Source organism: Streptomyces sp. LHD-70 (assembly GCF_031157275.1).
Classification (GTDB): Bacteria; Actinomycetota; Actinomycetes; order Streptomycetales; family Streptomycetaceae; genus Streptomyces.
The window spans coordinates 165,838-179,707 of the sequence record NZ_JAVIFW010000007.1 but is presented as its reverse complement, the minus strand read 5'-3'; the positions used below and the strand labels follow the sequence as shown (position 1 = coordinate 179,707).

The following is a 13,870-nucleotide window of genomic DNA, read 5'->3' as shown; positions in this document are numbered from 1 at the left end:
GTTGACGTCCATGACCGAGACCACCCGCACGGTCCCCGAACAGGCCTCCCCTGCACGGGAGTTGACGCAGGCGGACATCGACCGCCAGATGGCGCGCGAGCGCGAGGCGTACGAGAAGGGCCTCGCCGAGGGCGCCGAGCCGAGCCACCACCCGCGGCGCGACTACGCCCCCTACCGCTCCAGCGCGCTGCGCCACCCCACCCGGCCGCCCGTAGCCATCGACACCCGGCTCGACCCGGAGGCCATCGAGCTCTCCTCGCCCGCCTTCGGCGAGACCGACGTCACCGAGCTCGACAGCGACCTCACCCGGCAGCACCAGGGCGAGCCGCTCGGCGAGCGCATCACCGTCAGCGGCCGGCTCCTCGACCGCGACGGGCGGCCCGTGCGCCGCCAGCTGATCGAGCTCTGGCAGGCCAACGCCTCCGGCCGCTACGCCCACCAGCGCGACCAGCACCCCGCGCCCCTCGACCCCCACTTCACCGGTGTGGGGCGGGTGTTGACCGGCGACGACGGCTCGTACCGCTTCACCACCATCAAGCCCGGCGCCTACCCCTGGCGCAACCACACGGGCGCCTGGCGGCCCGCCCACATCCACTTCTCGCTGTTCGGCTCGGCCTTCACGCAGCGCCTCGTCACCCAGATGTACTTCCCGGGCGACCCGCTCTTCGCGTACGACCCGATCCTGCAGTCCGTCACCGACGAGGCCGCCCGCGCCCGCCTCGTCGCCGCCTACGACCATGACCTGTCCAAGCCCGAGTGGTCCCTCGGCTACCGCTGGGACATCGTGCTCGACGGCCCCGCCGCCACCTGGATCGAGGAGGGACGCTGACATGAGCAGCCACACCCGGCCCGCGCCCACCCCGTCGCACACCATCGGCCCGTTCTACGGCTACGCCCTGCCCTTCCCCGGCGGCCCCGACGCCGCCCCGCACGCCCACCCCGACACGGTCACCGTGCACGGCCGGGTCCTCGACGGCGCGGGCGCACCCGTACCGGACGCGCTCCTGGAGTTCTGGGGCCCGGACGCGGAAGGCCAACTCCCGCAGCAGGGCGGCTCGTTGCGGCGCGATCCGGTCACCGGTGGCTTTCTCGGCCGCAACGGCGTCGACTTCACCGGTTTCGCGCGCGTCGCCACCGACGCCGACGGCCACTGGGTGATCCGCACCCTGCGCCCCGGCGCCCGCGGCGGCCACGCCCCGTACCTGAGTGTCTGCGTGTTCGCCCGCGGCCTCACCCACCACCTGTTCACGCGCGTGTACGTGCCGGACGCTGCCGGAAGTGGGGCCGAGGCCGATCCGCTCCTCGCCGCGCTCCCCGCCGAGCGCCGGGCAACGCTCCTCGCCACCCCCGAACCGCACGCCACGTACCGCTTCGACCTGCGCCTGCAAGGGCCGGACGAAACGGTGTTCCTGGAGTTCTCATGACGTACGAGGAGGGTACGGGCGGCGGGTTCGACGTCGGGTTGCTCGCGCCCGGCCGGGTGGCATCGCCCGCCGAACACGCCACCGGTGACCGGGAGTTCCTGCGGGCCATGCTGGACGCGGAGGCGGCCCTGACGCGGGCCCAGGCCGAACTCGGCCTCGCGCCCGACCTGGCCGCCGATGCCGTCACCGAGGCCGCGCGCGCCGAGCGGTTCGACGTCCGCGACCTCGCGGTGCGCGCCCGCGCGGGCGGCAACCCGGTGATCCCGCTGGTCGCGGACCTCACGGCGGCGGTGCCTCAGGAGGCCGCGGAGTATGTGCACCGGGGTGCGACGAGCCAGGACATCCTGGACTCGGCGGCGATGCTGGTCGCCTCCCGCGTCCTTGACCTGCTCGTGCCCGAACTCGACCGGACAGCACAGGAGTTGGGCACGCTCGCCGCCGCCCACCGCGCCACCCCGATGCCGGGTCGCACGCTCACCCAGCACGCCGTGCCCACGACCTTCGGCCTGAAGGCGGCGGGCTGGCGCTCCCTGACCCTCGACGCCCGGGACCGCCTCATGGCCGTACGGGCAGGCCTGCCCGCTCAACTCGGCGGTGCGGCGGGCACGTTGGCGGCGTTCGGGGAGTTCGGGGAACTCGGGGAGTTCGGGGGAGTGGGGGGAGTGGGGGAGGGGGCCTCGGGGCTTGCGTTGCTTCCCGTGTATGCCCGTCAACTCGGCTTGGCAGAACCGGAGTTGCCCTGGCATACCTTGCGTACACCGGTCGCGGACCTGGCCGGTGCGCTCGCGTTCGCGGCGGGCGCGCTCGGAAAGTTCGCCGCCGATGTGCTCGTGCTCTCCCGCACCGAGATCGGCGAGCTCGCCGAGGGCGGCGGGGGAGGCTCGTCGGCCATGCCGCACAAGGCCAACCCGGTCCGGTCCACGCTGATCGCCGCCGCGGCCCGCCGCGGCCCGGCCCTCGCGGCCACGCTGTACGGCAGCGTGGCGGCGGAGGACGAACGGCCCGCCGGGGCGTGGCACGCCGAGTGGGAGACGCTCCGGGAGCTGCTGCGTACGGTGGGCGGAGCCGCGCGTGACGCCGCCGAACTCGCCGCCGGGCTGCGGGTGTACCCCGACCGGATGCGGGCCCACCTGGACCTCACGGGCGGCCTGATCGTGACGGAACGACTGGCCGCCGCCCTCTCCGGCCCGCTCGGCCGGGCTCGGGCCAAACAGCTCCTGACCAAGGCCTCCGCCAACGGCCTTGCGGAGGAGTCGAGTTGGGCCGAACTGCTGCGCGCCGAAGGTCTCGACGAGGAGGCCGTCGCCGCCCTCGACCTGGCCGAGCTGACCGACCCCACCCGCTACACCGGCGCCGCCGCGGCGCTCACCGACCGCGCCCTCACCCGGCGCTGAGCCCTCCTCTTCAGCCACGCATGAGTCAGCAACGAATGGTCAGCCACGAATGGTCAGCCACGAATGAGTCAGCAACGAATGAGTCCGTCATGAACGACACGCTGCACCACCACTCCGCCGGCCCCCCGACCGCCCCCGCGCTCCTCCTCGGGCCCTCCCTCGGCACGTCCACCGCCCTGTGGGATGCCGTGGCGCCCGAGTTGAGTTCGGCGTTCCGTACCGTCCGATGGGACCTTCCGGGGCACGGCCGGTCGCCCGCCGGGCTGATCGGGCCCGACGCCACTGTCGCCCAACTCGGCGCCCTGGTACTGGAGTTGGCTGACCATCTCGGCATCGACCGGTTCCACTACGCGGGCGTCTCGCTCGGCGGGGCCGTCGGCCTGTGGCTGGCCGTGCACCATCCCGAGCGGGTCGACCGGCTCGCCGTCGTCTGCTCCTCCGCGCACTTCGGGCCGCCCGAGCCGTGGCACGAGCGGGCCGCCCTCGTCAGGGAGTCGGGCACGGGAGCGGTCGCCGGAGGGGCGCCGGGGCGGTGGTTCACGCCGGGCTTCCTTGAGGGCCGGGAGGGACAGCTCGGGCACACGCTCGTCGACGACCTGCGGCGCACCGACCCGCAGGCGTACGCGGCCTGCTGTGACGCGCTCGCCGTGCTCGACCTGCGTCCCGACCTGCCGTCCGTCACCGCGCCCACGCTGGTGCTCGCCGGGCGGGACGACCCGGCCACGCCCCCCGCGCACGCGCGGGAGATCGCCGACGCCGTGCCCGGCGCCCGGCTCACGGAGCTGGCGCACGCCTCGCACCTCGCGCCCGCCGAACAACCCGGCGCCGTGCTGGCCGCCCTGCGCGACCACTTCGCGGCACCCGGCCCCGGCCGTGGCATGGCGGTGCGCCGCGAGGTGCTCGGCGACGCCCACGTCGACCGAGCCCAGGCGCGCACCACCCCGCTCACGGCCGGGTTCCAGGACTTCATCGCCCGCTACGCCTGGGGCGAGATCTGGACCGACCCCACCCTGAGCCGCCGCGACCGCAGCCTCGTCACGCTCACCGCCCTCGTCGCCCACGGCCACCTCGACGAACTCGGCATGCACGTCCGCGCCGCCGTACGCAACGGGCTCAGGCCCGAGGAGATCGGTGCCGTGCTGCTGCAGTGCGGCGTGTACGTCGGCGTGCCCGCCGCCAATGCCGCGCTCGCGGTGGCCCAGGGGGTCCTGGCCGAGGACGGTCTGGACGGTTTGCACGGCCTGGATGGTTTGGACGGTCGGGACGGTCTGGGCGGTCTGGACGGTCCGCGGGGCGGCGACGCATCCGCCTGAGCTGGGCAGCCCGTACCTCCGGACGGATCTGTGCGGCGGAATGCCGCCGGACCTATTGACACCACCCGGAGGTCCGGGCAGCATCACAGCCAAGTTAATTAACTATCTAGTGCGTTAACTGCACGTGTCAGGGTGCGGTCGCACTTCCCGGAAGTACCTCCCCTCGGGCGCAGCCCTCCGCGAGCCGCCCGGTATATCCTGCCTCTCCCCCCGAGGAGCCCCCGTGTCCCACCAGGAAGCCGCCCCGGTGCCATCCGCCCCGTCGGCAGGCAAGCCGCGCAAGGCCGCCTTCGCCGCCTGGATCGGCAGCGCGCTCGAGTACTATGACTTCTTCATCTACGGCAGCGCCGCCGCCCTGGTCTTCCCGAAGGTCTTCTTCAACCCGGACGACCCGGCCACCGCCACGCTGATCTCGCTCGCCACCTTCGGCGTCGCCTACGCGGCCCGCCCCGTCGGCGCCCTCTTCCTCGGCCACATCGGCGACCGCGTCGGCCGCCGCACGATCATGGTGTGGACGCTCGTCCTCATGGGCCTGTCCACGTTCCTGATCGGCTGCCTGCCCACGTACGCCCAGGCCGGCACGCTCGCCCCCACGCTGCTCGTCGTGATGCGCGTCCTGCAGGGACTCTCCGCGGCCGGCGAGCAGGCCAGCGCCAACGCCATGACCCTGGAACACGCCCCGGAACACCGCCGCGGCTACTACACCAGCTTCACCCTCAACGGGACCCAGGCCGGTCAGATCCTCGCCACCCTCGCGTTCATCCCGGTCGCCGCGCTGCCCGACGAGCAGCTCTACACCTGGGGCTGGCGCATCCCGTTCCTGCTGAGCGCGATCGTCGCCGTCATCGGGTACGTCATCCGCCGCACCCTCGACGAGACCCCGGTGTTCGAGCAGGCCACCGCCAACGCGGCCGTCGCGAAGATGCCGCTCGCCGAGCTGCTCGTGAACCACTGGGCGAGCGTCCTGCGCGTGATCTGCGCGGCCCTGATCGCCACGGTCAGCACGATCTTCTCCGTCTGGGCCCTCGCGTACGCCACGAGCGACGCGGTCGGACTCGACAAGACCGGCATGCTCTGGGTCAACGGCTGCGCCAACGCCGTCGCCCTGCTCGCCATCCCGCTCTGGGCCAAGCTCTCCGACCGCATCGGCCGCAAGCCCGTCTTCCTCATCGGCGCGATCGGCTGCGCCGTGCTGATCTTCGTCTACCTGTGGGCGATCTCCCTCGGCAGCTACCCGCTGGTCTTCGCCGTCGGCGTGCTCTTCTTCGGCGTCGTCTACAGCGCGGCCAACGGGATCTGGCCGTCGTTCTACGGGGAGATGTTCCCGGCTCGGGTGCGGCTCTCGGGGATGGCTGTCGGCACTCAGATCGGCTTCGCGGTCGCCGGGTTCGCGGTCTCCATCGCCGAGCGGATCGCGGGTGGGGATGGGTCCAACTGGGTGGGGGTCGCGATCTTCTCGGCTGTCGTCTGTGTGATCTGTGCCGTGGCGGTGGCTACGGGGCGTGAGACGCACAAGGTGCCTACGGCTCAACTCGGCCTCAAGCAAGGTGAGTTCGCGGCTGGCCCGGACCTCGCCAAGGCTGAGTCGGCGGCCGTCTGAGCCGTGGCTGCGCGCCGCGTTCTTCTTCCCCAGCCCCGCCCCTTCCCGTAACTGGGGCTCCGCCCCAGACCCCGCTCCTCAAACGCCGGAGGGGCTGGATTTGCCCCAGTAGGGCTGAAAGTCCGCCCCGGCCCACCAGAAAGGCGCCCCACCCCGTGTCCTCGTACCTCACCGGACTGATCGGCTCCGGTATCGGGCCCTCGCTCAGCCCCGCCCTGCACGAACGTGAGGCGGCGCGGCACGGTGTGCCGCTGCTCTACCGCACCCTCGACCTCGACGTGCTCGGCACCCCGCCCGAGGAGGTGGGCGAGCTCCTGCGCGCCGCCCGCCTCCTCGGCTTCGACGGGCTGAACATCACGCACCCCTGCAAGCAGCTCGTCATCGAGCACCTCGACGAACTCGCCCCGGAAGCGGCCGAGTTGGGCGCCGTGAACACCGTCGTCCTGCGCGACGGGCGCGCCGTCGGACACAACACCGACGTCACCGGCTTTGCCAAGGCCTTCGCGCGCGGCCTGCCCGACGCGCCCACCGGACACGTCGTGCAGCTCGGCGCGGGCGGCGCCGGTGCCGCCGTCGCGCACGCCCTGCTCAACCTCGGCGTCGACCGGCTCACCGTCTGCGACACCGACCCGGCACGCGCCACCGCCCTCGCCGACGCGCTCACCCGCCGCTTCGGCGCGGGCCGCGCGGACGCCGGCCGGCCCGCCGACGTCACCACCGCCGACGGCCTCGTACACGCCACCCCGACCGGCATGGCCGCCCACCCCGGCCTGCCGCTCCCGGCCGAACTGCTCCGCCCCGAACTCTGGGTCGCCGAGGTCGTCTACCGGCCGCTGCGTACCCAACTCCTCGACACAGCAGCAGAGTTGGGCTGCCGCACCGTCGACGGCGGCGGCATGGCCGTCTTCCAGGCCGCCGACGCGTTCCGCCTCTTCACCGGGCTCGAACCGCACACCGAGGCCATGCTCACGGACTTCGCCCAGCTCACCGAACCCGCCGCCCCGTTCGCCGGAGGTCGCCATGGTTAGTCCCCAACTCGCCCCGTACAAACCGGTGTCAGCCCCCGATACGAGGCTCGGCGCCCGCAAGTCCATCGCCACCGTCTCCCTCAGCGGCCCGCTCTCCGAGAAGCTCACCGCCATCGCGGCGGCCGGTTTCGACGGCGTCGAGATCTTCGAGAACGACCTGCTCGGCACGCCCCTCAGCCCTGAGGAGATCCGCGCCCGCTGCGCCGACCTCGGCCTCGCCATCGACCTCTACCAGCCGATGCGCGACGTCGAGGCCGTGCCCGAGGACGTCTTCGTACGCAATCTGCGGCGCGCGGAGCGGAAGTTCGACGTGATGCGCAGGCTCGGCGCCGACCTGCTGCTCGTCTGCTCCAGCGTCGACCCGCGCGCCCTCGACGACGACGCGCTCGCCGCCGAGCAGCTGCACCGCCTCGCCGAGCGCGCCCATGAGCACGGCATCCGGGTCGCGTACGAGGCGCTCGCCTGGGGGCGGCACGTCGACACGTACGACCACGCCTGGCGCATCGTCGAACAGGCCGGTCACCCGGCGCTCGGCACCTGTCTGGACTCCTTCCACATCCTGTCGCGCGGCAGCGACGTCTCCGGCATCGCCGCCATCCCGGGCGAGAAGATCTTCTTCCTGCAGCTCGCGGACGCCCCGAAGCTGGCCATGGACGTCCTGCAGTGGAGCCGCCACCACCGCTGCTTCCCGGGCCAGGGCGGCTTCGACGTCGCCTCCGTCGTCTCGGCCGCCGCGCGGGCCGGGTACGACGGGCCGCTCTCCCTCGAAGTGTTCAACGACGTCTTCCGGCAGGCCGACGCCGCCCAGACCGCCGTGGACGCGCTGCGTTCGCTGCTCGTCCTGGAGGAGTCCGCCGGCCTCTCCGCGCCGCCCGTCCCGTCCCTGCCCACCGGCTTCGCCTTCGCCGAACTGGCCACGCCCGACACCGAACCCGTACGGGCCGTCCTCGACGCGCTCGGCTTCGCCCGCACCGGGCGGCACACCTCCAAGCCGGTCGAGCTGTGGGAGCAGGGCGCCGCCCGTCTTCTCCTCAACTCCGGTGCCGGGTCCAGGCGTTACGGGCCGACGCTCGCCGCGGTCGGCCTGGAGACCCCCGACCCGGCGCAGGCCGCACGCCGCGCCGAGGCCCTGCTCGCGCCCGTCGTGCCGCGCCGCCGCGCCCCCGGCGACGCGCCCCTCGACGCGGTCGCCGCACCTGACGGCACCGAGCTGTTCTTCTGCCGCACCGACCGGCCCGACCACCCGAGCTGGACCGGCGACTTCGAGCCCGTACCCGTAAGCCCGCAGGAGCAGCCCGGGCACGTCCAGCGCATCGACCACGTCGCGCTGACCCAGCCCTGGCACCAGTTCGACGAGGCCGTCCTGTTCCACCGGGGCGTGCTCGGGCTCACCGTGCACGAGAGCCTCGACCTCGCCGACCCGTACGGCCTGTTCCGCAGCCGGGCCGTCGCAGGACCGGGGGGCGGGGTGCGCCTCGCCCTCAACGTGGCGCCCGGGCCCGGGGCCGACGACCAGATGCTCCAGCACATCGCCCTCGCCACCGACGACGTGATCGCGGCCGCCCGCGCCGTGCGCGCCCGCGGCGCCGCCCTGCTCCCCATCCCCGCCAACTACTACGACGACCTGGCCGCCCGCCACGACCTCGACCCCCGGCTCCTCGACGAACTGCGGGAGTCGGGCGTCCTCTACGACCGCGACGAGCACGGCGAGTTCCTGCACTGCTACACCGCCGCTGTAGGCCGCGTCTTCTTCGAGCTGGTCCAGCGCACGGGCGGCCACCAGGGCTACGGCGCCCAGAACGCGGGCATCAGGCTCGCCGCGCAGTACGCACATCACCACCCGTGACACGGCCGCCCAGCGGGCGGTCCGGGCCGCGGAGATAGAATGACCGGCCCGGACCGCCCGCACCGAGGAGCCGCATGGCCGCCGTACCGCCGTCGACCGCCCCGTCGAAAGACCCCGCGCCCGGGAACGGCAAGCGCACCCGGGACAAGGCGCGCACGCAGGCGGAGATCCTCGACGTGGCCACGGAGGAGTTCGCGCGGCTCGGCTTCACCGGAGCCCGGGTCGACGAGATCGCCGCGCGAACGCAGACCACGAAGCGGATGATCTACTACTACTTCGGCAGCAAGGAGCAGCTGTTCACGGCCGTCCTTGAGCGGGCGTACGCGGTCATCCGCCGCCAGGAGCAGCAGTTGGACGTCGAGGGCCTGGAGCCGGTCGCCGCGATCCGCCGGCTGGCCGAGCTCACCTTCGACCACCACGAGGCCCACCCCGACTTCATCCGCCTCGTCTCCATCGAGAACATCCACGAGGCCGAGCACATCGCGTCCGCCCCGAGCCTCGGCGACCTCAACTCGCCCGCGATCGAGGTGCTTTCCCGCATCCTCGACGAGGGCCGGGCGCAGGGCGTGTTCACGGCGGAGGTCGACGCGGTCGACCTGCACGCGCTGATCAGCTCGTTCTGCTTCTTCCGGGTCGCCAACCGGCACACGTTCCAGGCCCTGTTCGCCCGCGACCTGACGGCGAAGGACACCCGCGAGCACTACCGCACGATGCTCTCCGACATGGTGATCGCCTACTTGACGTCGACCGACCACTGAACGATCCCGCCGCGCTTCGGGGGCTCCGCCCCCGGGCCTCCGCTCCTGCGCACCACGTACACGGACGGCCACGGGCAGGGGTCGAGGCCCAGCTGTGGCTGCCCGTGGAGCGGGAGGTCTGAGCCCGACCCGTACGGGGCGAGGCGTCCAGGTCACGCGCGCACGCCCCGTACGGGCCAGCAAGACGCGCCCCGCTCCCCGCGCCGGGCTGCAATGGACGGGTGACCGCGCCACCGGACGACTGCCTCGCGCGCAACGAATGGATCTGCGGCGACTACCTCAGCACGCGCCGCCACATCCTCGCCGACGCCGTCCTGCAGCACCTGGAGCTGACCGCGCTGTCCGTCGCGATCGCCCTGCTCCTCGCCGTGCCGCTCGCGCTGCTCGCCCGCCGCTTCCACACCACCGCCGGGCCGGTCCTCGCACTCACCACGGTGCTCTACACGATCCCGTCCCTCGCGATGTTCTCGCTGCTCCTGCCGCTGTACGGGCTGTCCGCCTCGCTCGTCGTCGCCGGACTCGTCCTGTACTCGCTCACCCTGCTCGTCCGGAACATCCTCGCCGGGCTCCGCGCCGTCCCCGAGGAGACCCGGCAGGCCGCCAAGGGCATGGGATACGGGCCTGTACGCCTGCTGCTCACCGTCGAACTGCCGCTCGCGCTGCCCGCCGCCATGGCGGGCCTGCGGATCGCCACCGTCTCGGCGGTCTCCCTCGTCACGATCGGCGCGATCGTCGGCCACGGCGGGCTCGGCAACCTCATCTACACCGGCATGAACACCTACTTCAAAGCGCAGGTCCTCACCGCGTCCGTGCTGTGCGTCGTCATCGCCGTCGCCGCCGATCTGCTGCTCCTCGGCGCGCAGCGGCTCCTCACCCCCTGGCAGCGCTCATGAACACCCTCGCCGACGCCTGGAGCTGGCTCACCGACGCCGACCACTGGTCCGGCGCCGACGGCGTCTGGCACCGCCTCACCGAACACCTCCTCCTCACCGTCGTCTGCCTGGCGGTCAGCTGCCTGATCGCCCTGCCCGTCGCCCTCGTCCTCGGCCACCTCGGCAAGGGCGGCGCGCTCGCCGTGAACATCTCCAACGTCGGCCGCGCCGTCCCCACCTTCGCCGTGCTCGTCCTGCTGCTGCTCACCCCGCTCGGCCGATACGGCGAGGGCCCCACCGTCGTCGCCCTCGTGCTGTTCGCCGTACCGCCGCTGCTCACCAACGCGTATGTCGGGATGCGCGGCGTCGACCGCGGCATCGTGCAGGCCGCGCGCGGGATGGGGATGACCGGGCGGCAGGTGCTGTGGCGGGTCGAGGCGCCGCTCGCGCTGCCGATGATCGTCAACGGCGTGCGGATCGCGGCCGTGCAGCTCGTCGCCACCGCCACCATCGCGGCCCTCGCCGGCGGCGGCGGACTCGGCCGCATCATCACCGCGGGCTTCAACCTCGCCTCCACACCGCAGGTCGTCGCGGGTGCCGTGCTCGTCGCCTTGTTCGCGCTGCTCGTCGAGGCCTGCTTCGAAGTCGGCGAACGCCTGGCACCAGGACTGGCCCGCAGGAAGGCGGCGGCCACATGAGGACCACGCGCGCCCGCCTGACCGGTGTGCTCACCGGGCTGCTCGTCCTGCTCACCGGCTGCACCACCGGCCCGGCCCTGGAGAACCAGGGCGAGGTCACCGCGCCGCCCGGCGACAGCCGCAGCCTCACCATCGGGTCCGCCGGATTCACCGAGAGCGACCTGCTCGCCCAGATGTACGCGCTGCTCCTGCGCGAGCAGGGCTACTCCACCCAGCTGCTCTCCGTCGCCAACCGCGAGCTGTACGAACCCGCCCTGGAGAGCGGCCAGATCGACGTCGTGCCCGAGTACGCCGCCACCTTCGCGGACTGGCTCAACGCGAAGGCCAACGGCCCCGACGCCAAGCCCGTGGGCTCACCCGACCTGAACGCCACCATGACCGCCCTGCGTGAACTGGCCACACCCCGCGGGCTCACGGTCCTCGACGCGGGCAAGGCCGTCGACCAGAACGCCTTCGCCGTAACGGCCGCCTTCGCGAAGCAACATGGCCTGAAAACCCTCAGCGACCTCGGCCGCGCCAAGATCCCAATCCGCCTGGCCGCAGGTGACGAGTGCGTCCAACGCCCGTACTGCAAGCCGGGGTTGGAGAAGACGTACGGCATCGAGATCACCTCGGTCGACCCCAAGGGCGTCGGCACCACCCAGGCCAAGCAGGCGGTGCAGAACGGCCAGGACCAGCTGGTCCTCACCACGACGACGGACGCCACGCTCGACGAGTTCGGCCTGGTCCTCCTGAAGGACGACAAGAAACTCCAGAACGCCGACTACATCGTCCCCGTCGTCAACCGCTCCCGCGCCGGCAGCGCCCGCGTCGCCAAGGCCCTCGGCAAGCTCAACTCCGCACTCACGACAGAGGACTTGACCGCCCTCAACCAGCAGGTCGACACCTGGCGACGCCTGCCGGAGGACGTGGCGGAGGCGTACTTGAAGCAGAAGCGGTTGTTGTAGGGGGTTGGGCCGGGCTAGTCGAGCTTCGCTGCCACGGCTCGTACGAACGCCGGGCCGACCTTGTCGCGCCAGAAGGCGGGGCTCGCGTCCATCCGGCCCTCGAAGGTCGCGGTGGTCTGCCCGCCGACCGTGAACATCAGCGGGCCCTTGCGGCAGGTCCAACTGTCGTCGAGCCCACCGTCGTTGGCGCAGGCATCGGTGCCGAAGCGTTCATGGGCGATGAGGGCGACCTTGTCGAAGTAGCCGGCGATCAGCCCGGGATCGGCCACGGCGTCGACGCGGACCCAGACGCGCGTGGCCGCGAATGTCTCGCCCGGCAGTTCCATGACGTACTCGCACCGGCCGTTCTCGGCACGGTCGCTCTCCTTCCACGAGGAGTCCGCGGCGAACTCCTTGATCGAGGGCGCGTAGACATGAAGGGGCGGCTCTTCCCGGATCTCTTCGGCGTCGGGAAGAATCGCCTCGACGTCGTCCTGAGTCACCAGGCGGCATGCCTCCGGCCACCGGTCCGCGGCCCGGATCTCGCCCTTTTTCAGCGGGTCCAGGCCTATGTTCCCGGTCTGTTGCGGGGCTGTGCCGAGGGTGGTCTCGGTGCTGGCGTCGGCGATCCGGAGCGTGGTCCAGGCGGTTCCGGCGATCAGCAGGCCGACGGCCAGGGCGGTCCAGGAGATGCGATCCTTGGTCTTCACGGTGATCGATCCTGCCCGATGGGCCGTTCAAAATGGAGCCCGTCCGGCGATTGAGGACGAGCCCGGAGGGCGATCGGCGGTGCGTTGGTCGACGGTGGGGGTCGTGGTGCGTGAGTCCCGCCCCCCGGCAGGGCTACGCATCCGCGACCGAGTCGAACTCCACCTCGTCCCGGGCAACTCCCTGCGCGTCCGCGTCGACCGAGCGGCGCAGGGCCTCGTGGAGTTTGGCCGGGGTGAGGACGCCCAGGAAGCGGGCGCCGTCGAGGACCGCTACCCAGCCCGCGTCGTGCTGGAGCATCACGCCGAAGGCCTGCTTGAGCGGGGCGCCCACCGGCACCCAGGAGTTCATCCGGTGCGCGAGCTCGCCGACCGTGCCGCCGTCGCCCGCGAGCGCCAGCTCGTCCACGCCCGCCCAGCCGTGCAGCTCGCCCGCCTCGTCCAGGACGACCGTCCAGCGCGCCCCCTCCGCGCGCAGCCGCGCCGCGGCCTCGGCGGCCGGTTCGCCGACCCGCGCGATCGGCGGCTCCTCCAGGTCGTCCGGCTCGATCTCCGTCACCGAGAGCCGCTTCAGGCCCCGGTCGGCGCCCACGAACTCCGCGACGTACGGCGTGGCCGGGGTGCCGAGGACAGCGCCCGGAGTGTCGAACTGCTCGATGCGGCCCTGCCCGTACACCGCGATGCGGTCGCCGAGGCGGACGGCCTCCTCAATGTCGTGCGTGACGAGGAGCACCGTCTTGCGCACCCTGGCCTGCATCTTCAGGAACTCGTCCTGCAACTGCTCGCGCACCACCGGGTCGACCGCGCCGAACGGCTCGTCCATCAGGAGCACCGGCGGGTCCGCGGCGAGCGCCCGCGCCACGCCGACCCGCTGCCGCTGCCCGCCGGAGAGCTGCTGCGGATAGCGCGAGCCGTACGTCTGCGGGTCCAGGCCCACCAGATCGAGGAGTTCGGCGGCGCGGGTCCGCGCCTTGGACCGCTTCCAGCCGATCAGGGCGGGCACCGTCGCCGTGTTGTCGAGGATCGTGCGGTGCGGGAACAGGCCCACCTGCTGGATGACGTAGCCGATCCGGCGGCGCAGCCGCACCGGGTCGACCGTGGAGATGTCCTCGCCGTCGACGTGGATCCCGCCCGAGGTCGGCTCGATCAGGCGGTTGACCATCATCATCGTGGTCGTCTTGCCGCAGCCCGACGGGCCGACGAGCGTGACCAGTTCGCCCTCGCCGACCTCGAACGACAGGTCGTCCACGGCCACCGTGCCGTCCGGGTAGCGCTTCGTGACGTGCTCGAACCGGATCATGCCC

The 13,870-nt window shown here is 72.4% G+C and carries 13 protein-coding genes; 11 read left to right on the top strand and 2 right to left on the bottom strand.

Annotated elements, in window-relative coordinates; all coding sequences use genetic code 11:
• The first annotated feature begins 10 nt into the window (after positions 1 to 10).
• The 11 genes from pcaH to RCO28_RS15625 all read left to right on the top strand — a co-directional run bounded on the left by pcaH (position 11) and on the right by RCO28_RS15625 (position 11,880).
• The gene (gene pcaH / locus RCO28_RS15675) at positions 11 to 829 is read left to right on the top strand and encodes a protocatechuate 3,4-dioxygenase subunit beta (protein ID WP_308941733.1); all 819 of its coding nucleotides are present in this window, start codon (positions 11 to 13) and stop codon (positions 827 to 829) included.
• Position 830: 1 nt separating this feature from the next.
• Positions 831 to 1,424, top strand: coding sequence for a protocatechuate 3,4-dioxygenase subunit alpha (gene pcaG / locus RCO28_RS15670; RefSeq protein ID WP_308941732.1), 594 nt, complete (start codon positions 831 to 833; stop codon positions 1,422 to 1,424).
• Positions 1,421 to 2,818, top strand: a complete 1,398-nt coding sequence (gene pcaB, locus RCO28_RS15665; protein ID WP_308941731.1) for a 3-carboxy-cis,cis-muconate cycloisomerase — start codon at positions 1,421 to 1,423, stop codon at positions 2,816 to 2,818. Before pcaG ends, pcaB begins: the two co-directional genes overlap by 4 nt.
• Positions 2,819 to 2,907: 89 nt before the next feature.
• On the top strand, positions 2,908 to 4,131 hold the full coding sequence (pcaD, locus tag RCO28_RS15660; RefSeq protein WP_308941730.1) for a 3-oxoadipate enol-lactonase: 1,224 nt from the start codon (positions 2,908 to 2,910) through the stop codon (positions 4,129 to 4,131).
• A 223-nt stretch (positions 4,132 to 4,354) separates the two neighbouring features.
• The gene (locus RCO28_RS15655) at positions 4,355 to 5,731 is read left to right on the top strand and encodes an MFS transporter (RefSeq protein WP_308941729.1); all 1,377 of its coding nucleotides are present in this window, start codon (positions 4,355 to 4,357) and stop codon (positions 5,729 to 5,731) included.
• A gap of 155 nt (positions 5,732 to 5,886) precedes the next feature.
• Positions 5,887 to 6,759, top strand: coding sequence for a shikimate dehydrogenase (locus tag RCO28_RS15650; RefSeq protein WP_308941728.1), 873 nt, complete (start codon positions 5,887 to 5,889; stop codon positions 6,757 to 6,759).
• A complete protein-coding gene (locus RCO28_RS15645) occupies positions 6,752 to 8,605 on the top strand; it encodes a TIM barrel protein (RefSeq protein ID WP_308941727.1) in 1,854 nt (617 codons plus the stop codon). The genes RCO28_RS15650 and RCO28_RS15645 overlap by 8 nt, the downstream gene beginning before the upstream one ends.
• Positions 8,606 to 8,679: 74 nt before the next feature.
• Positions 8,680 to 9,363, top strand: coding sequence for a TetR/AcrR family transcriptional regulator (locus RCO28_RS15640; RefSeq protein ID WP_308941726.1), 684 nt, complete (start codon positions 8,680 to 8,682; stop codon positions 9,361 to 9,363).
• Between the two features lie 221 nt (positions 9,364 to 9,584).
• Complete coding sequence (locus RCO28_RS15635) at positions 9,585 to 10,256, top strand: ABC transporter permease (protein ID WP_308941725.1); 672 nt, start codon at positions 9,585 to 9,587, stop codon at positions 10,254 to 10,256.
• A complete protein-coding gene (locus RCO28_RS15630; RefSeq protein ID WP_308941724.1) occupies positions 10,253 to 10,933 on the top strand; it encodes an ABC transporter permease in 681 nt (226 codons plus the stop codon). The genes RCO28_RS15635 and RCO28_RS15630 overlap by 4 nt, the downstream gene beginning before the upstream one ends.
• Positions 10,930 to 11,880 carry an ABC transporter substrate-binding protein gene (locus RCO28_RS15625; protein WP_308941723.1) on the top strand — a complete coding sequence of 317 codons (951 nt, stop codon included), beginning with the start codon at positions 10,930 to 10,932 and terminating at the stop codon, positions 11,878 to 11,880. Before RCO28_RS15630 ends, RCO28_RS15625 begins: the two co-directional genes overlap by 4 nt.
• 14 nt (positions 11,881 to 11,894) lie before the next feature.
• On the opposite strand, the gene RCO28_RS15620 is transcribed toward RCO28_RS15625, so the two are convergent.
• Positions 11,895 to 12,569: a hypothetical protein gene (locus tag RCO28_RS15620; protein WP_308941722.1), complete on the bottom strand. Its 675-nt coding sequence runs from the start codon at positions 12,567 to 12,569 to the stop codon at positions 11,895 to 11,897.
• A gap of 133 nt (positions 12,570 to 12,702) precedes the next feature.
• The gene (locus tag RCO28_RS15615; RefSeq protein WP_308941721.1) at positions 12,703 to 13,866 is read right to left on the bottom strand and encodes a betaine/proline/choline family ABC transporter ATP-binding protein; all 1,164 of its coding nucleotides are present in this window, start codon (positions 13,864 to 13,866) and stop codon (positions 12,703 to 12,705) included.
• Positions 13,867 to 13,870: the final 4 nt, after the last annotated feature.